Raw genomic sequence first — 25,844 nt, 5'->3', positions numbered from 1 at the left:
CATGACAACTGATAATAAAGACAATAATAGCACTCAAAATGCAGCTATCAATGATACATCTTTAGACACGACGACTCATGCAAAAGATGCCAGTCAATTTGGCAAAGTAGCCGTTATTTATGGTGGCAGTAGCAATGAGCGCAGCGTGTCTTTGGACAGTGGTGCAGCAGTATTACAAGCGCTCCAAAACCAAGGCGTTGATGCCACTCACTTTGATCCAAAGCACCAAGACATTACTGAGCTACGCAAATATGACCGCGTGTTTAATGTGTTACATGGTCGTGGCGGCGAAGATGGTTTGCTGCAAGGCGTATTACAGTGGTTTGATATACCGCAAACTGGTTCAGGGATTCTAGCTTCTGCACTAGGTATGGACAAAGTACGTACTAAGCAACTGTGGCAAGGTTGCGGTCTCTCAACTGCACCATTTTCATTATTGACGGCTGATACTGACTGGCAGCAAGTGGTTAACATGCTAGGTTTGCCACTTATCATTAAACCAGTTCATGAAGGTTCAAGTATTGGCATGACCAAGGTCAATCATCTTGATGAGCTGCCTGCCGCTTATGCAACTGCAGTGGAATGTGGTGATGCGGTGATGGCTGAGCGCTGGATTACAGGTCGCGAATTTACGATTGTGATTATCGATGACGAAGCTTATCCAGTTATTCGCCTTGAGCCTGCCGACATTACTAACTTCTATGATTTTGAAGCCAAGTATAATCGTAACGATACCAGTTACTATATTCCTTGTGGATTGAGCGCTGCTGATGAAAAGCACCTGCAAGATTTAAGCCTTGCAGCATTTCGTGCAGTAGATGCAAAAGGCTGGGGACGTATCGATGCCATGCAAGATGAAGCAGGCAATTTTTGGTTGCTGGAAATCAATACCGTACCAGGTATGACCAGTCATAGTTTGGTTCCGATGGCGGCCAAAGCTCGCGGACTAGATTTTGATGCACTATGCTGGCACATTTTGGCGCAAACACTATAACTGTCAAATCAACTAAATTGAGCAGATAGTGACGACTCTTTGTGTCACTAGAGCTGCTATACCACAGCTTCATGTAAACTTGTGTAAATTCGCTGCTGGTAGTTGGTGTTTGGCTATTGTTTAACCATAAAATACGTTAATATTGTAAGAATAGGTCTATTTCGGTGATATTTATGTTGTTTTGTGAATACAACTGATAACTTATTCATAATTTAAGAAAAATGTTACGTTTAAATCAACGTAATCGCTGTATATAAGCTATATTTTTAATAAAATTTGATAACATATCGACTTAATAAGCTTCTGCCAAAAATACGCAGATTTATATCAATAAATAGCATGATCAGTTTTATGCAAATATAGGGACAAAGGTCGTTATGGCTCAAACTGTCAACGAGGTAACTGACTTGATGAGTGATAAAGCCGGTCGCCCAAAATCTAAGATCCAAATACCAGCAACGGTAAAGTATCTATTTATGGTACTGGTCTTAGGCTTGCTAGTGCTAATATTAATGATGGGCGGCAAAGCGCTACGTGATGCGCCGCCAGCAAATATTTATGTCAGTAATCAAGGTTTGTCTGCTGCTCAATATCGCTCATTACAAGATGTGATGGAACAACAGCAAGTAAGTAGCTTCTTTACTTCTGATTTGCAAGCATTGCGAGACATCACGATGGGCTTAGCTTGGGTAGACCAAGTAAGTATCTCTCGTGATTGGCAACGTGGCATCGTCGTCAATGCATTACCCAAGCAAGCAGTTGCCAATTTTGGTACGGAACGTTTGGTTGATGCAAAAGGGGATGTATTTGTTCCTGCTGATAGTAGAGATTTAACACAAGAACGTTTTGCGACCTTACAGGGTGAGATGTCTCAAGCGCCAGTTATTATGCAACAGATGCAGCAAGTTAATGATTGGTATGCACCGCTTGGTATGCAGGTCGACGATATCATTCTGTCACCGAGAATGACTTGGCTAATTCGCTTTGACAATGGGCTACGTGTGATTGTAGACAATGAAAACACGGCGCAAAAACTACTGAATTTAAGCCAACTGCTTGGTAATCAGTTAAGTACGCGTCGAGATGACATGCAGTCTGTAGATTTACGATACAAAAACGGCTTTACCATCGCTTGGAACGTGACACAGAGTGCTGAATCAGAATAGCCTAAGTAAGTATTACATCTATGCATAACCGATGTGAGCTAATATGGTTTATTTAGTTTGAAGAAAATATGTACAACATCATAGCGTATTAGTAACGCTTTTTTTAATGATTTAATAGAAGAGCATTACTTGCTCTTCTATTTAGCGATAATTTGTCTGGTACCATGAAAAATAATGAAAATCTGGTTGTTGTCCATCTAAGTGCCACGGCAGTATATGTCGTCATAGGCAATGTTGTCTCTGCAAAAGACATTCGTATTTTGGGCGTAGGACAAGTTAAAAACAGCGATTTTTATCAAGGTCAAATAAAGCACCGTGAACGTCTGCAAGGTGCTATTAAGCAAGCCATTCAAGAAGCAGAAGACACCGCTAACTGCCGTGTACATAGTGTTTGGTTAACGCTTGCGACCCCTGAGCTATCTAGCAAAAACAGTGCTGGAGAGGTCAAAGTAGAAGATGAAGTGGTACGTGCCAAAGACATGGTACAAGCATTGGCCAATGCAAAGTCGCGTGATTTATCATCTGACTATTATTTGATGCATTGCTGTCAGCAAGGTATTTATGTCGATGAGCAAGACTTTATGGTGGATGATGTCATCGAAATGATGGCACACAATATCACCGTGATGTACCACATGATGATGATGCCTGTTGCCAGCCGTCAGAATATCCAAAAACTATTGCAAAGTTGTGACGTCGGCATTGATCATATTGTTTTTGATGCAGTGACCAGTGCTGAGTATAGTTTGATGACTGAGGAACGCCAGCAAGGCGTTTGCTTAGTAGATATCGGTGCTAGTACGACCAGCATTTGTGTGTATAAAGAAAATAAGCTGATTTTTACACACTGTATAGCAACAGGCAGTCATGAAGTGACAATGGATATTTCAGCTGATTTTGGTATTTCCATGATTGAAGCTGAAAAGCTGAAGAAGTCTCATGGCACAGCTGATGTTAATAGTGTCGACCCAAGCGCCTTCTTTTTGTTCAAACCTCAAGGATCGGGCGACGAAATCAATATTGGAATTTATAACTTGGCACGTATTATTGAAGCTCGTTACGTTCAGATATTTACTGAAGTAGCGCGTCAATTACACGAAGCAGGTTTGATAGGCTATATCGATAAAGGGATTGTGTTGACTGGCGGCGGTAGTACGATTAAAGGTATGATACCCTTTGCCAAAAAGCTACTAAAAATGCCTGTCGTACTGACCAATACTCATCCTGCTATCAGTGCTTATAATCATTTTGATAATGATGAGTCGTTTAAGCTATTAAATAGTCAAGTGAATGACCGTGCTTATCAGACGGCTTTTGGCACATTGTTATATAGTCAGAGCGAGCAATTCCGCCGTAGCGAAAAAAGTGAACCTGAAGCGATTCAAAACAATCGAGTATCAGGCGTATTTCGGAGTGCGGGTCAACGGTTTGCAAATGTTTTAAAGAAAATACTATAGATTCGTTTAACCTCATATCTAGAGCATCCATACATTATGGAATGTCTCTAAGTTAGTTAAGCAAGAAAATAAAGTAATATTGCGAATAAATTAGTTTTAAAAATAAAGTATTAAGTAATAATGACATATTATTGTCTATACTGATCGATTTTAGCCATACCCTGTTTTATTTAAATACATTTATATATAGTATGTCGATAGCGCGCCACATGAGTGCGTTACTATGTATCGACTTACACGCTATCTGCAACTGGAGAATCTTTTTTATGTCAAAATACACCATGCCAGATGATAATCAGCTTCAAAACAATGGCCAAGCAAGCTTCACTGTATTCGGTGTTGGTGGCGGCGGCGGTAATGCAGTTGAACATATGGTACAGCAAGGCATCAGAGGTGTAACGTTCGTTTGTGCCAATACAGATAAACAAGCGCTAGATCGTCTTACTGCACCGCACAAACTGCAACTGGGTGCAAAAACGAACCGTGGTCTAGGGGCAGGCGCAAATCCAGAAGTGGGTCGTGAAGCAGCAGAGAGCGAAGAAGAAGCGATTCGCGCATTGCTTGAGCACTCAGATATGGTATTTATCACTGCTGGTATGGGCGGCGGTACTGGTACAGGCGCAGCGCCAGTTGTTGCTCGTATTGCGAAAGAAATGGAAGTACTAACAGTTGCGGTTGTGACCACACCATTCAAATTCGAAGGTGGTAAGCGTATCAAAGCTGCAAAAGCAGGTATTGAGCAGCTGACTAACTTTGTCGACTCAATTATCACGATTCCAAATGATAAGTTGATGAGTGTATACGGCAACATCTCTATGCAAGATGCTTTCAAAAAAGCGGATGATGTATTGCTGCACGCCGTTCAAGGTATTGCGGAAACCATCGCTAGCGAAGGTATGATCAACATTGACTTTAACGATATCCGTACGGCGATGACTGCGAAAGGTCATGCGATGATGGGTATTGGTCGTGCCAGCGGTGATGATCGTGCGCGTCAAGCGACTGAAAAAGCCATCAGATCACCACTACTTGATGATTTGCGTTTAGAAAATGCAAAAGGTCTACTGGTCAATGTTATTTCTTCAGAGTCATTGTCACTAGATGAAATGAGCAAAATCAGTGCAATAGTCGAAGAAATTACTGACATCGACGACGCTCACATTTTCTACGGTTCTGTGATTGATGAAAAAATGGGTGACGATTTACATGTAACTGTCATCGCAACTGGCTTAACGTTAGATGAAAACGCAGGTCAAGAGCCAGAAGTAGTAGAGCAGCCAGTACCTTCTGTTAATAGCACGCAACCTGTTGATCCTAATGTACATACCAGCGCTTTAAACAGTCAGAAGCAGTTACAAGCTCAGCAGCATCAAGATAGCGTTGCACGTCCTAGTGCAAGTGCACCTCAAGAGCAGCCTAAGACTAAAACAAACAGTATTCAAGACTATTTAAAACGTCAACAGAATAAATAGTAATTCTAATTTACTGTGAGTAAGAGAAAGCCAGCGTTTTAACGCTGGTTTTTTTGTTTGAGAAAAGATGAAACGTTTTCTATAAGAAAAATCATGGCAGTCTTCCATGTAATCTATATGTATATGACTGTCGAAACTTATGTGAATCTCACTTTTTTATAGTATTAAATAGGCCATATAAAGTAAAAATCAGCAATAGAATATTGACGATAAGTGTTATCAATCAAGGAGATAAGAAAATTAGCGCTTTTTATATATAGCGAATAAGGGGTCGGTAATGGTACACTATGTCAATTGTAACAAAATATGTGAGAAGACAACCATGAACCAAAGAACCATAAAAACAGCAATAGCCGTTACGGGTACTGGTCTACATAGTGGTCAGCCTGTTGACTTGGAGTTTCATCCACAGCCGATTGACACTGGTATTGTTTTCGAGCGCTCTGATATAGAAGGTGGTCATCCAATCCCAGCGAGTGCGTTTTTAGTACAAGACACGATGATGTCATCGAACTTAGTATTTGGTGGTACGCGAGTGGGCACGGTTGAGCATCTGCTTAGTGCCATAGCTGGACTAGGAGTAGATAATCTGTTAGTTCGTGTTTCTGCTTCAGAGATACCAATTATGGATGGTAGTGCTGCGCCTTTTGTTGCGCTCTTACTAGATGCAGGATTTTGTGAGCAAGAAGCAGCCAAGAAATTTATTAAAATTATACGTCCAGTACGAGTAAAGCTAGAAGATAAATGGGCAGAGCTACGTCCTTATGAAGGGTATGAATTAAACTTTGAGATTGATTTTGATCATCCTGCGTTTGATAAGAACTTTCAGCATGCACAGTTGCAGTTCTCTACACAGAACTTCATCGAACAATTAAGCACTGCGCGTACTTTTGGATTTTTACGTGATATAGAAGCGCTACGTCAAAATAACTTAGCACTTGGCGGTAGTATGGATAATGCTATCGTTATCGATGATGCCAACATACTTAATGCCGAAGGCTTACGTTTTAACGATGAGTTTGTCCGTCATAAAATTTTAGATGCTTTGGGAGATTTGCATCTGATTGGCTACCCAATTTTAGGTCGTTTTAATGCCTATAAGTCTGGTCATGCTCTGAATAATTTATTGGTACGTGAAATACTGTCTGACGAAGATAACTTTGAAATTGTAACTTTTGATGACAATGTAACCTGTCCTATCGAGTATTTACCGCTTAACGATTTGGTTATTGAAGGATAAATACAGGAATATACAGGAAGTATCGAAACATTTACGCAATATTACATAGTAGGCTCATAATTACATTTATATAATATTCTATATTTTGAATATATCGTCTATATGAATATATGAATTTTCCGTTAAGGCACATAACACAAAAGCTGTAGATGGTTTTCTAATCCTTCGTTAGTTATATCCATAATCTGGATGTAACTAACGGAGGATTTTTTTTATCTGATACATTACAAAAATCCATCTTTATCAATGCCATCACCTGCTCTTATTTACATAACTTTACATTTAATGGTCGGTATTTTTAATGATTAATCAAACGCAAAAGGGCTTTTCTGAGATTTTCATCAGTGGTGACATGCTCTGCGGCCTGTGATATAGTCCGTTTTGTGTTCTGGCTAAGCGCCTGATTTTCATTGGCTTTACGAGAATTTGGTAAGTGCAGTGATGATGTTGATGATTGTTTAGATGAATAATTATCAGTAGAGTTTTTAGCCACAACGACGCGAATTTGCTTGAGTTGTTTAAATGTAATTGACTGCTCTGTTAGTATTTGCAAATACGAGCTATGTAAATAGCGAATATGATTTGCTGCTGTCATTGAGCTAACACTTAATATCAACTGCTCAGGTGATAAGCCTACAACCCAACAGGTATTGAGTATTTCTTCAGGTAGACAGTCTACCAATAGCTCTTTTATCTCGTTGGTTGCTTCTATATATAGTCGCATGTTATTAGCAAGGGTTTGAGGTAGCGCGCTACCAGCAAATGCTTGATGATCTATAAGCTGGGCAAGCCGATTAGGCTGTTTTTTTGACATCGTAAGTACTCATCTAATAGGTGACAAACTCGATACTCATAACAGACATGCTAAAAGCAATATATAGCAGATGGCTTATAAGATAGTTGACTAGGTGGGAAGTACTACTGGCACTAGTCACTATTTGAAAAGAATGAACCGTTGTAATAGGGATTTTATCACGTCTATTTGATGATTATATCCTCTAAATTAATTGATGCTTCGTTACGGATGACGAGCAGACTTGTATTAACAATAGGTAGTAAATTTATGAAACAAGCTTTATTAATCTTGTCAGTATTGGGAATGGGTATCGCACAGACGAGTGGTGCTGCCGAAACAACCTTTCAACCAAATAATACCTTGAGTCATACCATCACAAATATTTCTACTTCTGCGAACTATGGTTCTAGTCGCAATATCTATAGCACTAACAGTGGTGCACATGTATATAGCAACGATGAGATCAGTCAAGCAATTGACAACCTAAGCGCTCATGCTAAGCAAAAAGAATATCAGCTCGCTTCACTGACCAGTCGTTTGTCTTACGAGCAGCGTCAGCAGCAAGCAAGCCGCGTACCTGACCGCAACTCTGCTCCTGCTATTGCAGCAGCAAATGCCTCTCGCGTCGCTCTATCTAGAAGCTCTGGCTACTGTGCTCGCTATGTACGTAAAGCATTACAATCAGCAGGTTACGAATTTACGCCTAACCCTTCAGCCTATCAGTACGCCTCTCGTGGCACGCTAGCCCAAGCCGGCTTTACCAAGATCAGTAACGACATGGCACCACAAGTTGGTGATGTCGTTGTCTATAACCGCACGTCAAGCCGTCCACATGGTCATATTCAGATTTTTGATGGCAATGACTGGGTATCTGACTTCCGTCAAAACAGCATTAGCCCTTATAGCGGTACATACAGCTATACGACATGGCGTGATTCGCAGTATGTTGATGATGCGTCAGATCGTGGTATCTACCTTGCGATGGCTGACAAATAAACATCGGTTAAATGAAGTAAGCATCAGTTAAATAAGACTAAAGTTTTCTCCAAACTCAGTAATGCTCTTTATGACATTACTGGGTTTTTTTTGTGCTTTAAATAATTATATCTAAGAATAGCTGTATTTAAATGAGTACAGCTCATACAACCAAATCAAAGCTCAAACTTTGGCCAATAGTCGCGATTGTGAAAATCAGGCGGGGATGCATGGCCCGAGGCAAAATATAAGTCAGTTTTGCCAAACCATAAGATGACACAAGGATGTATTTGTTCAATCTTCATGTTTGCAATAGCGTATTGTTGATTCGGTAGCTGCGTTATAGGTAGGCTAAAGCTGCGCTCATAATGAGCAGGTGTCTGCACTACCGTTGAAGTGCTAGATAGTAGGCTTGCTACTGATAAGGCTGTCAAATCCTTATGGTTGTTCCAACCAACAGATGCGCGTGTGGTTCCATCAGTTTCATACAACGGTACTGGCGGTAGTGCCGCAGGGTTACGATAGCTCTCAAATTGATAAAGTGCATAACGACCATCAGGACTCGCATTAATCTCTATATAAGCAGTTGTTTGCTGAAGTGGTATCTTGTGAGGTTCTGGATGGTGAATTGCTACGATATCTTCGTCATCATTCTTACAGCCTGCAATCTTGCTGCCAGCAATAAAACATTCAAGGCACGTCTCTTCCCATAGGTAATCAGTGAAATTTACTTGAGTTTGTTGCCATGTTCGCCAATTGAGTTGGTTTGCTAGAGTTTGGCTAGGCAGAGTCACTTGATAGGTCAGCATTAATTGCAAAGCTGGCTGTTGGATGATCTCTGTACTTACTTCGATAGAGATATTCTCAAGATCTTCTATAGACACGCCTAATTGCTGAGCGTCTTTCGCTATCGTCTCGGTGGCTATAGAGAGGTTAAAAGATTGGTTCATTATAAGTACATCTCGATGGTAATAATAAAGAGGTGATAGTGACAAGAGAAATCATACTGGCTAAGAGCACTAATACTAAAGGACACTAATACTATATGATAAGTATAACCGAGACTATCGGAAAACATAAAAGCCGCGAGCAAGAAGCGTCGCGGCCTTTGTATTTCGTTATCGTTTGGCTATGATATAAGTGAGCATAAAACCCAGTCACTTAAGTCTAGTCGGGTATGACATATTACTGCGCGTGACGTGCTAGGTTAGACAGTTTTGGGTTGGCATTTGGGTTTTTGCGTAGTAATAATGCCATACGACCAATAGAGTGAACCAAAGATGCATTAGCCGCTTTAGCAAGTTCAGCGCCAACGATGTCACGCTCTTCTTTCGTGCCAGCAGGCAATTTCACCTTGATAAGTTCATGATCTGTTAGCGCGCGATCGATTTCTTCAGTGATGGTCGGGGTGATACCCTTGTTGCCGATCATAACGATAGGCTTTAGCTCGTGACCGATGCCTTTTAGACGTTTAATGGTAGCGTTATCGAGTTGCATAGAATTCCTAAGTGTTGGTAAAAATAAAAATGGTACTGTCAAAAACAGTTATTGATCATTATAGATAATCTGTGACCATCTTGCATGAGATCAGCAGGATTTTGCACGATTTTACGTGACGAAAATGTTAAACTGAATGTTTGGTACATTATAAACGCTACTGCCTTATAAAACAGTTATTTAACCAATAGAATTTGGTCAGTTTGCAACCAACCATGAATAAAAAATTTGATTAACACCGTATTTAGAATAATCCGCAACGGATTAATATCAGTTTGTAAGTGATAGAGCAATTAAAGCAGCTAGATTTAGTAAAGCAATAGGAGCAGGTATTTTGGCCACGCGTATCGAAAACAAAAAACTATCAAAGAGCAGCAGTGCTTGGATGAAAGAGCATATTGATGATCATTATGTACAAAAAGCTCAAAAAGATGGCTACCGTGCCCGTGCCGCTTATAAATTATTAGAGATTAATGAAAAAACCAACCTGATCAAAAAAGGCATGACGGTCGTAGATTTGGGCAGTGCGCCTGGTAGCTGGTCACAAGTGGCTGGTCGATTGGTAGGTGATGATGGTATCTTGATTGCCTCTGATATTTTGGCGATGGATACTTTGCCTGATGTGACCTTTATTCAGGGTGATTTTCGTGAAGCCGAAGTGTTTGATGCCATTATGGCAGAAGTGGGTGATAGACAAGTCGATGTCGTATTGTCTGACATGGCACCCAACACGGCTGGGAATAGTGCTATCGATCAGCCACGTATGATGTACTTATGTGAGCTGGCAGTAGACTTCGCGCTTGCAACCTTACCAGAAGGTGGCGCACTTATTATGAAAGTGTTTCAAGGCGAGGGTACACAAGAATTACGCAAGCAGATGCAGCAGGATTTTAGTAAGATTCGTAGTATAAAGCCAGGTGCGTCACGACCACGCTCAAAAGAGATGTTTTGGATAGCGATTAAATAGTTTTGACATCAATAGGTTGCTGCTCTTGTAAGCGTGAGGGTAAACCACCATAAAGTGTTATTATCGCGATATAAAATCTGCGTCAATTGTTAAATGAATAATCGTGAAACCTGCTTGAATTATGCGGGTTAGCACCACATATCATGGTATATTACCTTTGTTTTTAGCATACGTTTTAGGCAAAGTCGTCTGATAATAAGCGTTTTACAAGCTCAATGATCGTATATCTATGTTTCTCTCATACTGATTATTTATAAAAACAATTTTTAGGCTACCTATAAATCATATAAGTTTAATTTAGCAGTTTTTTATTATCGGGATATTCGTTAAAAATGAGCAATACGTTTATAGACGTCACGTGTTTAATAAACACACCAATAAGTAAGGGATGGGAATAACTAGTGAGCGACATGGTAAAAAATACCTTATTGTGGCTGGTGGTAATCGGCGTTTTGGTGCTGGTGTTTAGCGGCTTTGATCAATCTTCTGAGCCGGATAACCTTAACTACTCTGAGTTTGTGACCGCAGTGTCAGAAAACCAAGTAGCCAGTGTCGAGATCGACGGCGAACAGATCACCGGCGAAAAGAAAAATGGTTCATCTTTTGAGACCATTAGACCAGCTGTGTCAGATGACCAGCTCATGCCAATGCTACGTGAGAACCAAGTCGAAGTTCAAGGAACGGCACCAAAGCGCCAAAGCGTACTAATGCAACTACTGATAGCCAGCTTCCCAATTCTATTGATTATTGGTCTGTTCTTATTCTTTATGCGTAATATGCAGGGCGGCGCTGGCGGTAAAGGCGGCGGCCCAATGAGCTTTGGTAAATCGAAAGCGAAGATGCTGACCGAAGATCAAATCAACGTTAACTTCGAAGATGTGGCTGGTTGTGAAGAAGCCAAAGAAGAAGTCGTTGAAGTGGTTGAGTTCTTACGTGATCCAGACAAATTTACCAAGTTGGGTGCAACGATTCCTCGTGGTATCTTGATGGTAGGTCCTCCAGGTACAGGTAAAACGTTGTTAGCAAGAGCTATTGCTGGTGAGGCAAAAGTGCCGTTTTTCTCAATCTCAGGCTCTGATTTTGTTGAGATGTTCGTCGGTGTTGGTGCATCTCGTGTTCGTGATATGTTCGAACAGGCGAAGAAAAGCGCTCCTTGTATCATCTTTATTGATGAGATTGATGCAGTCGGTCGTCATCGTGGTTCCGGTATGGGCGGCGGTAATGATGAGCGCGAGCAGACATTGAACCAACTATTGGTTGAGATGGATGGTTTTGAAGGCAATGAAGGCGTTATTGTTATTGCCGCAACCAACCGTGCTGACGTGCTTGATAAAGCATTATTACGTCCAGGTCGTTTTGACCGTCAAGTACAAGTAGGCTTGCCAGATATCAAAGGCCGTGAGCAAATATTGAAAGTGCATTTGAAAAAACTGCCAAACACGATCAGTGTAGATGCCAGTTCTCTTGCTCGTGGTACACCTGGATTTAGTGGCGCACAGCTTGCCAACCTTGTAAACGAAGCGGCATTGTTTGCCGCGCGTCGTAACAAGACTAGCGTCGATATGAATGACTTCGAAGATGCAAAAGACAAGTTGTATATGGGTCCTGAACGCAAGTCCATGGTGATACGCGAAGAAGAACGCCGTGCCACTGCTTATCACGAAGCGGGTCATGCGTTAGTAGCTGAGCTATTGCCAGGTACAGATCCGGTGCATAAAGTCACTATTATGCCGCGTGGCTTTGCCCTTGGTGTCACTTGGCAGTTGCCTGAGCATGATCAGACCAGTATGTACAAGTCGAAAATGTTGAGCGACATTGCTATTTTGTTTGGTGGTCGTATCGCCGAAGAAGTGTTTATCAATCAAATGTCGACGGGCGCTTCGAACGACTTTGAACGAGCTACTAAAATGGCACGTGCGATGGTCACGAAGTACGGTATGTCTGATGCACTTGGTATCATGGTGTATGAAGATGACGACAACTCGCAAGGATATTTCGGCGGTGGTGGACGTACTATCTCAGAAGCCACGCAGCAGAAGGTCGATGAAGAAGTGCGTCGTATGCTAGAAGAGCAATATGATATCGCTCGTGAATTGATTGAAGCCAACCAAGACAAAATGCATGCGATGGTTGATGCACTTATGAACTGGGAAACCATTGATCGTGACCAACTGCAAGATATCTTAGCAGGTGAAGAGCCACGTCCACCGAGAGTTTACCAGCATAACGAAGTAAACTTGTCGAAAAATGATGTTAAAACAACTGGTGCTACTCCGCCGCCATTACCAGCGATGTAAGTGCTAGTGTATCCATATTTGATAAAAAGCCCTTTATGATAGAGGGCTTTTTTTATTGTCATCATTTTATGAAGGGTTTAGAACCCTATAAGATTTACTGGTATCATAAGCGTAGATAACAATAATTAAAACTGCATTATAAACTTTACTTGCGATGGATTATTCATGTCATTATTCCAACCTTTATCCAACTACCAAGTGTCTAGCCGTGATAAGACCTTAGATTTGTCACAGCCACATATCATGGGCATCTTGAATGTAACGCCAGATTCGTTTTCAGATGGTGGGCAGTTTAACGCAATAGATAAAGCCGTTGCGCACTGTCAGCAGATGATAAATGAAGGTGCTACTATTATCGATATCGGTGGTGAATCTACTCGTCCAAATGCGCAAACTGTGGCGACTGATGATGAGATACAACGAGTTGTACCAGTGGTTAGAGCCATTCGTCAGCATTGTGGTGATGCTATTTGGTTATCGATTGATACTAGCAGCCCTGAAGTCATGCAGGCAGCGTTTAATGAAGGTGCTGACATTTGGAACGATGTACGAGCATTGAAACGTACTGGTGCGGCAGAGCTGGCGGCTAAGCTTAATATACCTGTTATGATAATGCATATGCGCGGTGAGCCAACGACAATGAATAGTCTGGCACAGTATGATGATGTGATTGATGAGGTGCGTACGGAGCTGATTGACCGTATTAACGAAGTAGTCAGCATCGGCGTCAAACAAAGTAATATCATTATCGACCCAGGTTTTGGTTTTGCTAAGAACTATGAGCATCACTGCGCATTATTAAGTCAGCTGAGCAGCTTACAGACATTAGAGCTGCCGATAATGTTTGGCATTTCTCGCAAGCGTTTTTTAGCAGAAGTATTGACCAAAAGTGGAGCTGAAGCTGTGAGTACGACGCAAGCGGTAGAGCGTGATTCGGCAGGAACGGCAGCTGGGCTATTTGCCTTACAACAAGGCGCAAGTATTATTCGTACGCATAATGTGGCGATGATGCAGCAAGCAGTGGCCTTATGGCGTCAACTGTCAGCATATCGTTGTTAAACTCATTCTACATGTCCGAATGCATAGTGAGATTTCAAGACTATAAATATTCTATACGCTATGCTTAACGTCCATTTTTAAACTATCTAAACCGATAAAACTATCTCAATTAATAAGAGTAAACCTATGACAAGTACCACTCAGCCAGAACCAACCAATGAACAGCGCCGTATCATTTATCAAGCTCGCCGCGGATTAAAAGAATTGGATTTTTATATTGATCCTTACGTCAAGGAGCTGTATCTGACAGCAGATGCTACTGAACAAGCAACCTTTGCAGAAATGCTCACTCATGAAGACCCAGACTTGCTAGACTATTTTACCAATCAAAATCGTCCAGAAGAGGACGACATCTGGGCGTTGGTCAATAAGATAAAAACATGGCGCCACACCAAAGACTTGGTTTAGGTCTTAAGGAACGGGTCAGTACAATATCTAACGTTTCCCATGGTACGCTTATATGACGCCAGTAACCTCGCTACGTATTGATACAGCTATCAAGCCTGCCAGTTATTTACGCGCGCTGCTATATGTAGGCTTGACTGGCGTTATGATGATATTGGCATGGTTTGCATCTTTGACTTTGTGGCAGTATTTACTAATCTTAATAGTCTCGGCAGCAGTTGCAAGTTATCTGATTATATCGAGACCGATACTATTACATATTAGTCAGCCATTGCTCAGTCAGCGTGTCGATAAAGAATGGCAATTACTGATACGAACGGGACGCGGCGATGAGTTATGGCAAGCAGAGTTAATCGATATAAATTGCTACCAGTGGGCGATGAGTATGGAGTTCAATATCGTTGAGCCTTATCAAAGATCGTTTTCGACTACTATATTCCGCGACCAAGTAAATTCTGAGCAATGGCGACAATTAAATATTTTAACCAATATCAGTAAGGGTAATGCTAGATAACTAAGTATTTATGGAGCTTAAGTTTTTCCTTTTACGATGAGAAAACCCTACACGTCATAACAAAATAGCTATCTCAAAGGACAAAGAGGTTTGTTATATTAAAATCTGTTATATTAAAAATAGAAAATAAAACTCATAAGTCTGCTGTCCTGTTATTAAAGAACATGTAGGCAGATATGAGGTTTTATAAATTTTAGCAGTATTTTTGTACTAAACAATACGATAAAAAGAGGAATAGATAATGAGCTTATTAGGGAATTTAGTGAGCCAAGTGGCACGTAGTGCAATGAATCCAGACGACGCTCAGCGCAATCCAGTTAACCAACGTACTGAAACACGGCAGACTGGTGGACTAGGTGATATCTTAGGTAGTGTGTTGGGCGGTGGCAGTCAGGTAGGTGGTTATAGCCCTCAACAAAATAGTCGTCAAGCAGATAATGGTTTTGGCTTAGATGACATCATTGGTGGTCTCACGGGCGGTAGTCAGCGCGGTGGTATGAGTTCAGGTGCTGGCGGACTAGGTGATATTTTAGGTAGTGTATTAGGTGGTCAGCGTACTAATAGTGGGTTCGGTGGTAAAGGTATGCTCGTTGCTGCATTGATGCCTATGGTACTTAGCTGGATCAAACGTAATGGTGGTTTGAGCGGGGCATTGTCGAAAATCACTGGTATGGGCTATGAAGGTCAAGCGCGCTCTTGGATGAGTAATAACGAAGCAAACGATAATTTAGATCCAAATGAAATTAACCGTTTGTTTGACGAAAATGAAATTCAGCAAGTGGCCGCTCATACTGGTGCTAATGAAACTGAGGTAAGACAGGGACTTGCTGAGCTGTTACCTGAGGTAATGAATCAGCTAACCCCTAATGGTAATCTGGATAATGAGTCTGAAGCCAATGAAGAGATAGATCAAATCATTAGCCAGCTATCTAGCCGTCTTGGTAATTTTAAATAGTTTTTTATAAAAAATCACTATTTACAGAATTAGTCATATCAATGAAAACACAATAGAAAATGGTCCATCAATAGATGGACTATTTTTTTTATTAATTAAAAGTAAATATCGTATCTAACAAATTTTTATTATTTATTAAACTTATAATCTAAATATATATGTTAAAAATAGTAAACAATAACGTAAGGATTCTATAAGTCCTATAAAATAGCTAAGACAAGCACTCAGGTTGTAGCTATAGCTTTATCGTCTTAAAAGCATTGAATTAAAGGTACCATCTTTTAATCGCCTAATGATTTCATAAGGATTATTACTTATGCCATTCAAGCCCGTTCAAGCAGCTGTTGCTATTTTAGTCGGTTTATTAATTTGGTTTGTTATCCCAGTACCGACGGGTGTCACACCAGAAGCGTGGCATATGTTGGCACTATTCATCGCGACTATTGTTGCTATCATAGGTAAGGTACTGCCCATTGGTGCCATTGCTATTATTGCTGTGACTCTAGTGGCACTGACCGGTGTCACAAATGATAATCCGAAGCAAGCCATTAGCGATGCATTATCAAGCTATTCAAGCCCTCTGATTTGGCTCATTGGTATTGCAGTTATGATATCGCGTGGATTGATAAAGACAGGTTTAGGTCGACGTATTGCTTATTATTTCATTTCTATCTTTGGTAAAAAAACCATTGGCGTGGCTTATTCCTTGGCCGCTGCTGAGCTAATGGTCGCACCTATTACCCCTTCTAATACGGCACGTGGTGGCGGTATTATTCATCCTATTATGAAATCCATTGCGCAGAGTTTTCATTCGACACCAGAAGAGGGTACTCAAAACAAAATTGGGCGTTACTTAGCGATGGTGAATTACCACGCTAATCCTATTACTTCTGGTATGTTTATCACTGCTACGGCTCCTAACCCTTTAGTTGTCGAGCTGGTGAATAAAGCCACAGGTGGTGATATTCAGTTATCATGGACAACGTGGGCAGTAGCCATGTTTATACCCGGGATGCTTTGTTTAATCGTCATGCCATTGATCATTTATATGATTTATCCTCCTGATGTTAAAGCAACGCCTGATGCCAAAAACTTTGCAAAAGATAATTTGACAGAGATGGGTCAAATCAGTATTCACGAAAAAATAATGTTCGGTGTATTTGCTCTTATGTTAGTACTGTGGGCGAATATTCCTGCGTTGATTTTGGGTGAACAATATAGTGTTGATGCTACTACCACGGCCTTTGTTGGCTTGACGACACTGATATTGACTGGTGTGCTGACTTGGGATGATATTCTCAAAGAGAAGTCTGCATGGGATACTATCGTTTGGTTTGGTGCCCTGATTATGATGGCAGCTTATCTAAACAAACTTGGTCTAATTAGCTGGTTCGCAGGCAATATTGAGTCTCTCATTGGAACAACTGGGGTAGGTTGGGTAGGTGCAGCAACTATTTTGACCTTAGTTTATTTATACATACATTATTTCTTTGCTAGTACCACCGCTCATATTACCGCACTATTTGCAGCATTCTATGCAGTTGGCCTGACGTTAGGGGCACCGCCGATGTTATATGCGCTAATCTTGGCCGCAGCGGGTAATATCATGATGACGCTTACGCATTATGCGACTGGTACTGCGCCTGTAATTTTTAACTCTGGTTATGTGACGTTAAAAGAGTGGTGGGCCATTGGGGCGATTATGAGCGTGGTTAATTTAGTCATTTGGATAGGTGCTGGCCTCATTTGGTGGAAAGTACTCGGTTATTACTAAATTTAAAAAGCATTCGCTAAAAGCGTGCATCTAATGTTTCTAATGTATAGTTGAGCGCAGCAAAGCAGATATCGGTGTTAAACCCTCTATATTGCAAAAATCGTAACTGCTTAGCTTTTTCTTTTTGCTCAACTGGTATGTCATTACCATACTTTTTGGTACGTGCTGTCACCGCCAGTTTCAGCCAATCTACACCATCAACTAGGTTGTCTGCATCATCATCTACAAACTCACTAAATTCATCAGACTCAGTATTTGCCATATCGATTAGCTCATCGATGTTACCTGGTATAGCAATTTTCTTACGATAGAATTCTTGTTTGATCCGACCACGTCCACGGCCTTTACGAATATTCTCACGTATCAGCATTAGGGTAGTGCGGTAATCACTTTGATAACCTTTTTCTTCAAACTCATCGAGCAGGGCATCAATTTTCTCTGGGTCTTGTTCTTTGTCGATCAGCTTTTGCTTTAGCTCAGCCTTACCGTATTCACGGCGTGATAAATAATAAAATGCGAGCCAACGCAATCGACTTTCTGCTTTGATCGCATCGATTTCTGCTTGTTTTTGTTCAGGGGTTCGTAAGTAAGCTTTGAGCGCGGCTGGTATGTTATCGTTTTGGCTGTCTGTTTCACTACCATTGATAGCAAAAAGCTCAGCTTCATTTTCTGAGTTTTTGGATAGTGGCTCAGTGCTATCACTAGAACCAGTTGTCAAACCATCACTAATTTCGTCATTATGAATGTCGAGTTTGACTTCTGCCAGCATCTCTTTAATGGTTTGTGCTTCAGGTGGTTGATATGTAGGGGCGTCACTAGGCTCAGCGGTAAAATTGGCCGCTGGATGAAAACGCTTTTTACGTTTTTTAGATTTAGAAGTTTTCTTTGACTTAGGAGAGGAGTCTTCAAAGAACGCTGTATCAATAGTAGCGTCATTCGTGACTGAATCATCTTTACTTGAACGAATAGCCCGTTTACTAGGTTTCTCTCGTTTTTTAGGCTCTTTCGTATGAGAATCTTTGGACTGTTTTTTTGGTTTATTATCAACAGAACTAGCTGAGTCGGGTGCCGACTCAGCTAGAATTTCAGCTAAGGTTTTAATTTTCATAATGAATCATAGTGACTGACAACGGTTAATCGTTAAACCATTATTGTACAGGTTCAGAAGCCTGTTCTGCTTCTTCAGTTTCGTCGGCTTTACTATTTTTTTTCGTACCAAGCTTTTCGTCACGTATCTTGTCTTCGATTTCTTGAGCAATGGCAGGATTCTCTTTTAAGAAAAGCACAGAGTTGGCTTTACCTTGACCAATTTTTTCGTCGCCATAGCTGTACCAAGATCCTGCTTTACCAACCGCTCCAATCTCAACGCCTAAATCAATGACTTCGGCTAAGTGGTTAGTACCTTCACCGTAAGTGATTTCGAACTCAGCTTGGCGGAAAGGTGGTGCCATTTTATTTTTGATAACTTTAACACGGGTCTGGTTACCAATGATTTCATCACCATTTTTGACCGCACCAATGCGGCGGATATCCATACGTACAGAAGCGTAGAATTTCAGCGCGTTACCACCAGTTGTGGTCTCAGGGCTACCGAACATAACACCAATTTTCATACGGATTTGGTTAATAAACACCACCATACAGTTAGAGCGTTTGGCGTTACCAGTGATTTTACGTAGGGCTTGGCTCATCAGACGTGCTTGCAGACCCATGTGCGAGTCACCCATTTCGCCTTCAATCTCAGCTCGTGGCGTCAAAGCAGCCACTGAGTCAATTACGATCATGTCGATCGCGCCTGAGCGTACCAACATATCGGTGATTTCAAGTGCTTGCTCGCCATTGTCAGGCTGCGAGAGCAATAAGTCATCAGTATTTACCCCAAGCTTGCGAGCATAGACAGGGTCAAGCGCATGCTCGGCATCGATAAAGGCACAGGTACCGCCTTGCTTTTGACATTCTGCAATAGCTTGCAGAGTCATCGTTGTCTTACCTGAGCTTTCTGGGCCGTAAATTTCAACGATACGGCCTTTTGGTAGACCACCAATGCCAAGCGCAATGTCTAATCCTAGAGAGCCTGTAGAGACCACGTCGACATCCATAATGGCCGAGTCATCGCCTAGATGCATGATGGTGTTTTTACCAAATTGCTTTTCGATTTGACCTAATGCCGCTTTGAGGGCTTTGGCTTTATTGTCGTCCATATTGGATTCCTTGTTTCCGGTAGTTAAGTTGATGCTATAAATAAAATATTGGTACTGTTGAAACCTTTGGCAAACGCATACTGACTGTTATGAAGTCGGCAATTATTGTTTGGCTGTTTTATCGAAAAATAGGTTGTCACGTGACTGGTATAGGTAGTAGTATCGAAGGTATCGTTCTACTATACAGTAAAATTAAATAGCGAGAGAAGTAAAAATAAGTCCGTAATACACTGTCGTTATCGTTGTTTTTAGTCAGCCTTGACGTGCTAATTACTTGACTCAACTTTTTAACACTGTTGATTTGATAAGGTAATTATAACAAAAGCAAGGCACTATAATGAGCGTTGAGGGATGCTAGACGACACTATCTGTCGTATGGTATGCGGCTAAAATCTACGGAAATAATGCGATAGGTCGTTGTTGTTTTGAACCTGATAATGACTATGCTTGTCAATAGATTTAGGAGTTGTCCACAACAAATAAAAGGCTTATTTTCGCTAATTGTGAAACATTATGAATAATTGAATTATTTTAGAAATTATTTAAAATAATTTTTTATGTGTGTGAATTTAATATAAGTATTTGATTTTAAATGATTTATAAATTGTACAAAAAATGAACGATTTTACCTTATCCTTTAAGTTGCTTAGCTATAAACTTGTCAAGTGGTGACTTATACACAGGGTTATCCACAGCTTATGGGGAGAACTCTGTAAAGCCTTATAATACATAAGTTTACGTAGATTATTAGTGTTGGGAACGGGTTCTATATCTCGTTTTTAATCACTTTATAGGAGCAATTTTTTCTACAAACAACGCTATGAGCGCTATGTTTCACAAATTATAAATTTATCTTTTTTTATGCATAATCATACTATAGGTATTAAAAGTCAGGAGTATGACTCAAGATATACAGCTAAGATATCAGCAGACATAGTTATGTATAGGATGTCTAGTATTTTTAGAGATATTTTCTACAGCCTATAGAAGGCCACAAAAAAGCGGCTACATCAGATAGCCGCTTTGTCAAAACATTTAAAAGTAAAGCTGTATTAATCAGTCTTTGATATAGATCAAATCCCACACACCATGCCCACGGTCGAGGCCACGACGCTCAAACTTGGTCATTGGACGAAAGTCAGGACGCTCAGTGAAATTACCTGTACCTGCTTTGTTGGTCAATCCAGCGAAACCATCCAATACTTCAACCATCCAAAATGCATAATGCTCCCAGTCAGTTGCTGTATGGAACCAGCCGCCTTGTTTTAAGCTGCGCGTAACGATGGTCATACGTTCAGGACTGACAAAACGACGCTTATAGTGACGCTTCTTTTGCCATGGATCAGGGAAGTATAGCTGAATACGGTCGATATGGTTTTCTGGTAGCTGCTTGAGCAATTGAATGGCATCACCGTTGATGATTTTTACGTTGCTCAAATCTTGGGTGCCAGCCATATACGCACATTTACCAATACCAGGCTCATGCACTTCTACACCGACAAAATTACGAGTAGGGTCAGCGGCCACCATTTCAATAAACGAATCGCCCAAGCCAAAACCAATCTCTACCGTAAGCGGCGCATCTGGGCCGTTAGGGCTATCGGCGAATAACGTACGTAGGTTATCAATACCGGTAAGATCGCCATCACCAAAACTGTTGTTGACCAAATACTCAGAAAATTCTGGAGCAGTTAGTGCAAGCTCAGCATTTTTGTTCATGTGCGTACGGCGCTTCATAAATGTATTGACGATGCGGATATGCTTGTCAGAGGTCGGTTCTATCTCTTGGCTAGTGCTGTTATCGATATCGATAGGCTCGCTTGTGCTATTAAGGGTTTGCTCATCAGTAGTATCGGTACTATTGACGTTGTCATTGATATCAGAATGTTGACTCATAGGATTCGTAAGGCTTAATTAGGTGGGTGATGTTTGCTTATTATAAGTCAAATCCATACAACTGTGAACGGACAATCCTATTTTCGCGTATTTGCTGATCGGTGCTATGGTTTCTCTATGTTACACACGGGTTTTGGCATTATCATATAATGGTATCTTTTAAATGCTTTTTCTAAGAGTCAGTAAGTAGAGCGTGTTGCCATGTTATTTATCGAGACAGATTCACCGCCACCATTTTATCAAGAGTCGTTAACACCTGCTAAACGTAAGCAGTTAGACAAGTGGTTCATCGGTAACCGTAGCCAGCGTTATTACCTTAAACGTTTTGAGCAGTTTGATCAGCAAGGTTATCTGTCGCCAAAATGGCATTGGGCTGCGTTTTTTATCACTTTTCCTTGGTTGCTATATCGCAAGCGCTATATGGATGCGATTGTCTATAGTGTCGCAGGGTGGTCTTTTATTCAGCTTAATGTCGCGTTGGTGCTAGTCGCCTTTGAATTTATAGCGATGTCCTATGTACCAGATGCTTATCAGATGGCAATACGTATCGGTATTGCTGCTGTTATTTGGCTGTTTTGGTCGTTTATGGTGGCACGTTGGACGGATGCGTATTACTACCGAATGGCAAGGCGTGAGATCGCTGATGCGATAAATGACTATCCGCAAGATGAGGCAGCACAGAAAGCGCATCTGCAAAGAGAGGGCCGTGTTAGCTTATTTGGATTAGCATTAGGGTTTGGTTTTTTTGCGTTTTCGCTATTGGTGATTAAGGTGCAGTTTTTACCGATTATTGCCAAGCCAAAAGCAAATGAAGTATTGTTTGACGCTTATGATATTGCAAAGAATGCTCAAAACCGAGTGGCGTTGATTTATCAGCAGACAGGGCAGTGCCCAGTAAATCTGCCCCTGAGTACCGAGCAGCAGCAGATACGCATGCATGTCGATACTCAGGCCGCTGGCGTGCTAGAAACTGACTGTGCGGTAGTGGCAACGATTCAGAACGTGACGTTTCCGTTACGCTATTTAAATGAGCAGACGCTGGTCTTTTATCATATACCAGACAATGATAACTGGGATTGCACCAGCTCACTGAATAAAAAACAAGCCCCTAAAAACTGCATAGCTGATTAGGGGCTGTATTTCACGAGTGTTTGTAGGGGTTGGTAGTGCTGAGAGCCACGGCTTAGGGTTAATGCTTAGAATCCGTTGCAGTATCATCCTTTTCCTCAACTGGTGTTGCTTGGCTTTTTAACGCCTCATAAAAGTCGGTCAAATCCATTTTACGTGCTTTACCAATATCTTCATCAAACAAGCTTTCGAGCTCAGCCATTGATGATTGCGCGGATTCAATCATGCTAGCTTCATCATCGTAGATAGCTTGTTGACGTTCGATCAAGTCATCATCATAATCACGGAATGTTTTTACTGTTTCTCGTGCTTTTTCTGGAGAAATACCTAACAGCTGTAGTGATTCGCGTGACATGTCCAAAGATGACAAATAAGTCTCACGCCAGATGTGCCGCACACCAACCTCACGTAAACGATAATAGTGCTGACGATCGCGCGCTCTTGCCAATACAATCAGTTCAGGATAATTTTTGCGTAAATACTGGGCGGTGGTGATAGAACGCTCTAAGTCATCGATAGCCAGAATAAACACCCGCGCTTTTTGAATACCTGCCGCTCTTAAAATCTCAGGGTTCTTTGGGTCGCCATAATAGACTTGGTTACCGAATTTTCTTACGAAATCTACTCGGTTTGCAGAGCGTTCGATAGCGGTAAATTCGATATTATGCATGCGCAGTACACGGCCAATAATCTGACCGACGCGGCCGAAGCCTGCAATAATGACCTGATGCTCATGATCGGGAATGGTATCGTATTCGCGGCTCGGTTTGCTCTCGGCAAATAGCGGCTCACCCACTTTTTCTAACAATAAGAATGCCAGAGGTGTCAGCGCCATCGAGATGGTAACGACTAGGTTAAGAGTATTGGCAAGTTCGGGACGCAAGACGTTTTGAGCAGTGGCGACACTGAATAGGACAAAGGCAAACTCACCACCTTGAGCTAGAGTCACACCCAATCTGATACTCGTCGGCCAGCGATTGCCCGATACTTTTGCAATACCTGCAATCACCGCAAACTTGATAAACATCAAGGCGAGCGCGCAGCCAATAATAAAGATGGGCTCTGCCAAAATGAGTTTGACGTCGGTAAGCATACCGACCGACATAAAGAATAGACCTAACAGCAATCCTTTAAAAGGTTCGATACTGGCTTCTAATTCGTGACGATACTCAGAATCAGCGAGCAACACACCTGTCAAAAATGCACCTAATGCCATTGATAGACCGATTTGACCCATCAAAATAGACACGCCCATCACGATAAATAGCGCGACCGCTGTCAGTAGTTCTGACGCACCACTGGAAGCCACAAATTTAAAGAAGGGTCGAACCACATAACGGCTGGCAAAAATCAGACCGGCAAAGACAGCAAATACCTTACCAAAATAAATCAAGTCGTAGCTTTGTTCACGCACCCCTGATAAAAATGGAATGACTGCTAACAATGGAATGACCGCAATATCTTGGAATAATAAGATAGTGAAGGCTTCTCGACCATGCGTGCTTGAAAGCTGCTGTTTTTCAGTCAGTATCTGTAGTACAAACGCGGTAGAAGACAGGGCTAAACCAAAACCAACAATAAAGGCAGTATCTAGTTGTAAGGAGAAAAACTGATGCAATAGCCACATCAGTAGCGTACCAGTCAAACCGACCTGCAAACCGCCCAATACAAATATAGAGCGGCGCAATGCCCAGAGCCGGGAAGGTTGGAGCTCAAGCCCGATAATGAACAGCAGCATGACCACGCCAAACTCTGAAAAGTGTAATAGACTTTCAGCGTCGCCTGCTACATCCAAGCCACTTGGGCCCAATATGAGTCCAGTGATGAGATAGCCTAAAACCGTTGCAATGCCGAAGCGTTTACCAAGAGGGACAAAGAGCAATGCTGCTCCCAAAAATATAGTGGCTTGCAACATGAGATTTGGTGAGCCGGCGGCGGCAGCAAACATCTGGGCTCCTTAAAAATTTGAATAAAATATACAATATAAAATGAACGTGACTAAAATCAGTATGGCTAAAACGATATCGCGCTAGTATCTATTATTTTTTGCGATAAATTTTCCACACACCATTGTCTGCAAGCGGATTATTATAAGCATCGTTGCGGCGTTTACGCGGTGTCTGGCGACTATCTACAATCTTAAAGTCAGGCAGGGCATGTACAATCAGACCAGTACGATAAAAACGCACCCGCTCAGGCTCTAGCATCTCGCCCTTATTATCGCGACAAAAAACATAGGCACGCAGATCGATAAATTCACGATGCGCTACCAGTCGCGCTTCCTCGTCGTTATCTAGCACCGCTGTCATGCGCTCAATTTCATCATCCGTATATTGACCACATTTATCAGTCAGGGCGCCTACTGATCCAAAGCTTTTAGATTCTTTGGCGCGTGTCTTAGTTAAATGTAGACGCTGAACGTGATAGATGAATTGCGGTATCTCAAGGCTGGCAGGGAGCGGTAGATAGTCAGGTGGCATATTGGCCGCTGGATAAAAATCCTTTGCACGCTCAAGCAGATTTTGCCAACGTTGTTGATAGGTTTGGACTTCGGCTAAGTTGCCTTCATAAATAGGCATATCACGAATTTGGCGCAAAATATCAGGTGGAAACTGTTCATTACGAAAGTTTGCAATGTCTTCTTGCAGCGTTGATAACAAAACTTTGGCGTGTTTTTTGCCATCTTTTGATGCAGGATCATCGATATAGTCTGGGGCGACAAAGGGTGCTGAGCGTCTAGACATAGTGTTGTATCATCAATAGATAGAGTGAAAATACCAAAAAGTATGATTATAAAAATTAACTGGGGTGCTAAACAAAACTTTATAATAGTTATTATAACCACATAAGCCGATTTGAACTTAAGTTTTTTGAATGGAATAAAGCAAAAGTTTGTCGCAAATCACGACTGTCTTAATGTGATCTAGATTCTAGTTCTAATTCTACGTAACTTTTAGTATGAACCAGTATCAGATGCCTATACTTGTATTTTCTAGGTCGTGTTTCAAGTTACTGACTTCTTTATTCAATCATTGAGCTGAAAATGTATCG

Annotated in this window: 22 protein-coding genes; 14 read left to right on the top strand and 8 right to left on the bottom strand. The window is 41.4% G+C overall.

The genetic code is table 11. From position 1 onward, the window contains the following. Window position 1 precedes the first annotated feature (1 nt). From JMX63_RS02300 to lpxC, 5 genes are all read left to right on the top strand, one after another. The gene (locus tag JMX63_RS02300) at window positions 2-994 is read left to right on the top strand and encodes a D-alanine--D-alanine ligase (RefSeq protein ID WP_227673213.1); all 993 of its coding nucleotides are present in this window, start codon (window positions 2-4) and stop codon (window positions 992-994) included. A 377-nt stretch (window positions 995-1,371) separates the two neighbouring features. Beyond that, window positions 1,372-2,160, top strand: coding sequence for a cell division protein FtsQ/DivIB (locus JMX63_RS02295; protein WP_201570638.1), 789 nt, complete (start codon window positions 1,372-1,374; stop codon window positions 2,158-2,160). Window positions 2,161-2,324: 164 nt separating this feature from the next. After that, complete coding sequence (gene ftsA / locus JMX63_RS02290) at window positions 2,325-3,617, top strand: cell division protein FtsA (RefSeq protein ID WP_057761435.1); 1,293 nt, start codon at window positions 2,325-2,327, stop codon at window positions 3,615-3,617. A 266-nt stretch (window positions 3,618-3,883) separates the two neighbouring features. Beyond that, window positions 3,884-5,089, top strand: a complete 1,206-nt coding sequence (gene ftsZ / locus JMX63_RS02285) for a cell division protein FtsZ (protein ID WP_201570636.1) — start codon at window positions 3,884-3,886, stop codon at window positions 5,087-5,089. A gap of 322 nt (window positions 5,090-5,411) precedes the next feature. Next, window positions 5,412-6,329 (top strand): UDP-3-O-acyl-N-acetylglucosamine deacetylase, encoded by a 918-nt coding sequence (lpxC, locus tag JMX63_RS02280; protein ID WP_201570634.1) that lies wholly within the window; start codon window positions 5,412-5,414, stop codon window positions 6,327-6,329. A gap of 298 nt (window positions 6,330-6,627) precedes the next feature. Here the strand turns inward: lpxC and JMX63_RS02275 are convergent, their stop codons facing one another. Beyond that, window positions 6,628-7,143 (bottom strand): hypothetical protein, encoded by a 516-nt coding sequence (locus JMX63_RS02275; RefSeq protein ID WP_201570632.1) that lies wholly within the window; start codon window positions 7,141-7,143, stop codon window positions 6,628-6,630. 249 nt (window positions 7,144-7,392) lie between these two features. Between JMX63_RS02275 and JMX63_RS02270 the strand changes: the two genes are divergently transcribed. After that, the gene (locus tag JMX63_RS02270; RefSeq protein ID WP_160022325.1) at window positions 7,393-8,121 is read left to right on the top strand and encodes a CHAP domain-containing protein; all 729 of its coding nucleotides are present in this window, start codon (window positions 7,393-7,395) and stop codon (window positions 8,119-8,121) included. Window positions 8,122-8,276: 155 nt separating this feature from the next. Here JMX63_RS02270 and JMX63_RS02265 read toward each other — a convergent pair whose 3' ends face one another. Together JMX63_RS02265 and JMX63_RS02260 are read right to left on the bottom strand one after the other, a co-directional pair. Then, the gene (locus JMX63_RS02265) at window positions 8,277-9,050 is read right to left on the bottom strand and encodes a DOMON domain-containing protein (protein ID WP_201570630.1); all 774 of its coding nucleotides are present in this window, start codon (window positions 9,048-9,050) and stop codon (window positions 8,277-8,279) included. Between the two features lie 235 nt (window positions 9,051-9,285). After that, a complete protein-coding gene (locus JMX63_RS02260; protein ID WP_057761426.1) occupies window positions 9,286-9,597 on the bottom strand; it encodes a YhbY family RNA-binding protein in 312 nt (103 codons plus the stop codon). 334 nt (window positions 9,598-9,931) lie between these two features. Between JMX63_RS02260 and JMX63_RS02255 the strand changes: the two genes are divergently transcribed. The 7 genes from JMX63_RS02255 (at window position 9,932) to JMX63_RS02225 (ending at window position 17,568) form a co-directional block, all read left to right on the top strand. Continuing rightward, window positions 9,932-10,564, top strand: a complete 633-nt coding sequence (locus tag JMX63_RS02255; RefSeq protein ID WP_057761424.1) for an RlmE family RNA methyltransferase — start codon at window positions 9,932-9,934, stop codon at window positions 10,562-10,564. Window positions 10,565-10,965: 401 nt separating this feature from the next. After that, entirely contained in the window at window positions 10,966-12,861 is a 1,896-nt protein-coding gene (gene ftsH, locus JMX63_RS02250) for an ATP-dependent zinc metalloprotease FtsH (protein ID WP_057761422.1), read from the top strand. Between the two features lie 165 nt (window positions 12,862-13,026). Further along, a complete protein-coding gene (folP, locus tag JMX63_RS02245; protein ID WP_201570628.1) occupies window positions 13,027-13,920 on the top strand; it encodes a dihydropteroate synthase in 894 nt (297 codons plus the stop codon). Between the two features lie 126 nt (window positions 13,921-14,046). Beyond that, entirely contained in the window at window positions 14,047-14,328 is a 282-nt protein-coding gene (locus tag JMX63_RS02240; protein ID WP_057761419.1) for an FAD assembly factor SdhE, read from the top strand. Between the two features lie 52 nt (window positions 14,329-14,380). Further along, window positions 14,381-14,839, top strand: coding sequence for a hypothetical protein (locus tag JMX63_RS02235; RefSeq protein ID WP_201570626.1), 459 nt, complete (start codon window positions 14,381-14,383; stop codon window positions 14,837-14,839). A 241-nt stretch (window positions 14,840-15,080) separates the two neighbouring features. Beyond that, window positions 15,081-15,794, top strand: a complete 714-nt coding sequence (locus JMX63_RS02230) for a YidB family protein (protein ID WP_201570624.1) — start codon at window positions 15,081-15,083, stop codon at window positions 15,792-15,794. Window positions 15,795-16,110: 316 nt separating this feature from the next. Beyond that, complete coding sequence (locus JMX63_RS02225; protein ID WP_102091889.1) at window positions 16,111-17,568, top strand: anion permease; 1,458 nt, start codon at window positions 16,111-16,113, stop codon at window positions 17,566-17,568. A gap of 16 nt (window positions 17,569-17,584) precedes the next feature. Here JMX63_RS02225 and JMX63_RS02220 read toward each other — a convergent pair whose 3' ends face one another. The 3 genes from JMX63_RS02220 to trmB all read right to left on the bottom strand — a co-directional run bounded on the left by JMX63_RS02220 (window position 17,585) and on the right by trmB (window position 21,665). Further along, window positions 17,585-18,676: a regulatory protein RecX gene (locus JMX63_RS02220; protein ID WP_201570622.1), complete on the bottom strand. Its 1,092-nt coding sequence runs from the start codon at window positions 18,674-18,676 to the stop codon at window positions 17,585-17,587. Between the two features lie 40 nt (window positions 18,677-18,716). Further along, entirely contained in the window at window positions 18,717-19,769 is a 1,053-nt protein-coding gene (gene recA / locus JMX63_RS02215) for a recombinase RecA (RefSeq protein ID WP_101205782.1), read from the bottom strand. Between the two features lie 1,056 nt (window positions 19,770-20,825). Continuing rightward, window positions 20,826-21,665, bottom strand: a complete 840-nt coding sequence (trmB, locus tag JMX63_RS02210; RefSeq protein ID WP_201570620.1) for a tRNA (guanosine(46)-N7)-methyltransferase TrmB — start codon at window positions 21,663-21,665, stop codon at window positions 20,826-20,828. Window positions 21,666-21,866: 201 nt separating this feature from the next. Between trmB and JMX63_RS02205 the strand changes: the two genes are divergently transcribed. Further along, window positions 21,867-22,796 carry a DUF2628 domain-containing protein gene (locus tag JMX63_RS02205; protein WP_201570618.1) on the top strand — a complete coding sequence of 310 codons (930 nt, stop codon included), beginning with the start codon at window positions 21,867-21,869 and terminating at the stop codon, window positions 22,794-22,796. Window positions 22,797-22,854: 58 nt separating this feature from the next. Here JMX63_RS02205 and JMX63_RS02200 read toward each other — a convergent pair whose 3' ends face one another. Together JMX63_RS02200 and JMX63_RS02195 are read right to left on the bottom strand one after the other, a co-directional pair. Further along, the gene (locus JMX63_RS02200; RefSeq protein ID WP_201570616.1) at window positions 22,855-24,741 is read right to left on the bottom strand and encodes a monovalent cation:proton antiporter-2 (CPA2) family protein; all 1,887 of its coding nucleotides are present in this window, start codon (window positions 24,739-24,741) and stop codon (window positions 22,855-22,857) included. 91 nt (window positions 24,742-24,832) lie between these two features. Next, a complete protein-coding gene (locus JMX63_RS02195) occupies window positions 24,833-25,537 on the bottom strand; it encodes a hypothetical protein (RefSeq protein WP_102092779.1) in 705 nt (234 codons plus the stop codon). Between the last annotated feature and the right edge of the window lie 307 nt (window positions 25,538-25,844).

This window comes from Psychrobacter nivimaris (genome assembly GCF_904846365.1).
Classification (GTDB): Bacteria; Pseudomonadota; Gammaproteobacteria; order Pseudomonadales; family Moraxellaceae; genus Psychrobacter; species Psychrobacter nivimaris_B.
Note: the sequence above shows the minus strand (reverse complement) of the source record. Positions and strands in the feature narration are given on the sequence as shown.

What these genes read in the sequence shown, in the direction of transcription:
- folP (WP_201570628.1), top strand. Translation starts at nt 13,027, where the DNA reads ATGTCATTATTCCAACCTTTATCCAACTACCAAGTGTCTAGCCGTGAT.
- JMX63_RS02295 (WP_201570638.1), top strand. Translation starts at nt 1,372, where the DNA reads ATGGCTCAAACTGTCAACGAGGTAACTGACTTGATGAGTGATAAAGCC.
- JMX63_RS02270 (WP_160022325.1), top strand. Translation starts at nt 7,393, where the DNA reads ATGAAACAAGCTTTATTAATCTTGTCAGTATTGGGAATGGGTATCGCA.
- JMX63_RS02230 (WP_201570624.1), top strand. Translation starts at nt 15,081, where the DNA reads ATGAGCTTATTAGGGAATTTAGTGAGCCAAGTGGCACGTAGTGCAATG.
- JMX63_RS02300 (WP_227673213.1), top strand. Translation starts at nt 2, where the DNA reads ATGACAACTGATAATAAAGACAATAATAGCACTCAAAATGCAGCTATC.
- JMX63_RS02275 (WP_201570632.1), bottom strand. Translation starts at nt 7,143, where the DNA reads ATGTCAAAAAAACAGCCTAATCGGCTTGCCCAGCTTATAGATCATCAA.
- JMX63_RS02200 (WP_201570616.1), bottom strand. Translation starts at nt 24,741, where the DNA reads ATGTTTGCTGCCGCCGCCGGCTCACCAAATCTCATGTTGCAAGCCACT.
- JMX63_RS02240 (WP_057761419.1), top strand. Translation starts at nt 14,047, where the DNA reads ATGACAAGTACCACTCAGCCAGAACCAACCAATGAACAGCGCCGTATC.
- JMX63_RS02205 (WP_201570618.1), top strand. Translation starts at nt 21,867, where the DNA reads ATGTTATTTATCGAGACAGATTCACCGCCACCATTTTATCAAGAGTCG.
- lpxC (WP_201570634.1), top strand. Translation starts at nt 5,412, where the DNA reads ATGAACCAAAGAACCATAAAAACAGCAATAGCCGTTACGGGTACTGGT.
- JMX63_RS02235 (WP_201570626.1), top strand. Translation starts at nt 14,381, where the DNA reads ATGACGCCAGTAACCTCGCTACGTATTGATACAGCTATCAAGCCTGCC.
- ftsA (WP_057761435.1), top strand. Translation starts at nt 2,325, where the DNA reads ATGAAAAATAATGAAAATCTGGTTGTTGTCCATCTAAGTGCCACGGCA.
- recA (WP_101205782.1), bottom strand. Translation starts at nt 19,769, where the DNA reads ATGGACGACAATAAAGCCAAAGCCCTCAAAGCGGCATTAGGTCAAATC.
- JMX63_RS02195 (WP_102092779.1), bottom strand. Translation starts at nt 25,537, where the DNA reads ATGTCTAGACGCTCAGCACCCTTTGTCGCCCCAGACTATATCGATGAT.
- trmB (WP_201570620.1), bottom strand. Translation starts at nt 21,665, where the DNA reads ATGAGTCAACATTCTGATATCAATGACAACGTCAATAGTACCGATACT.
- JMX63_RS02225 (WP_102091889.1), top strand. Translation starts at nt 16,111, where the DNA reads ATGCCATTCAAGCCCGTTCAAGCAGCTGTTGCTATTTTAGTCGGTTTA.
- JMX63_RS02220 (WP_201570622.1), bottom strand. Translation starts at nt 18,676, where the DNA reads ATGAAAATTAAAACCTTAGCTGAAATTCTAGCTGAGTCGGCACCCGAC.
- ftsZ (WP_201570636.1), top strand. Translation starts at nt 3,884, where the DNA reads ATGTCAAAATACACCATGCCAGATGATAATCAGCTTCAAAACAATGGC.
- JMX63_RS02260 (WP_057761426.1), bottom strand. Translation starts at nt 9,597, where the DNA reads ATGCAACTCGATAACGCTACCATTAAACGTCTAAAAGGCATCGGTCAC.
- JMX63_RS02265 (WP_201570630.1), bottom strand. Translation starts at nt 9,050, where the DNA reads ATGAACCAATCTTTTAACCTCTCTATAGCCACCGAGACGATAGCGAAA.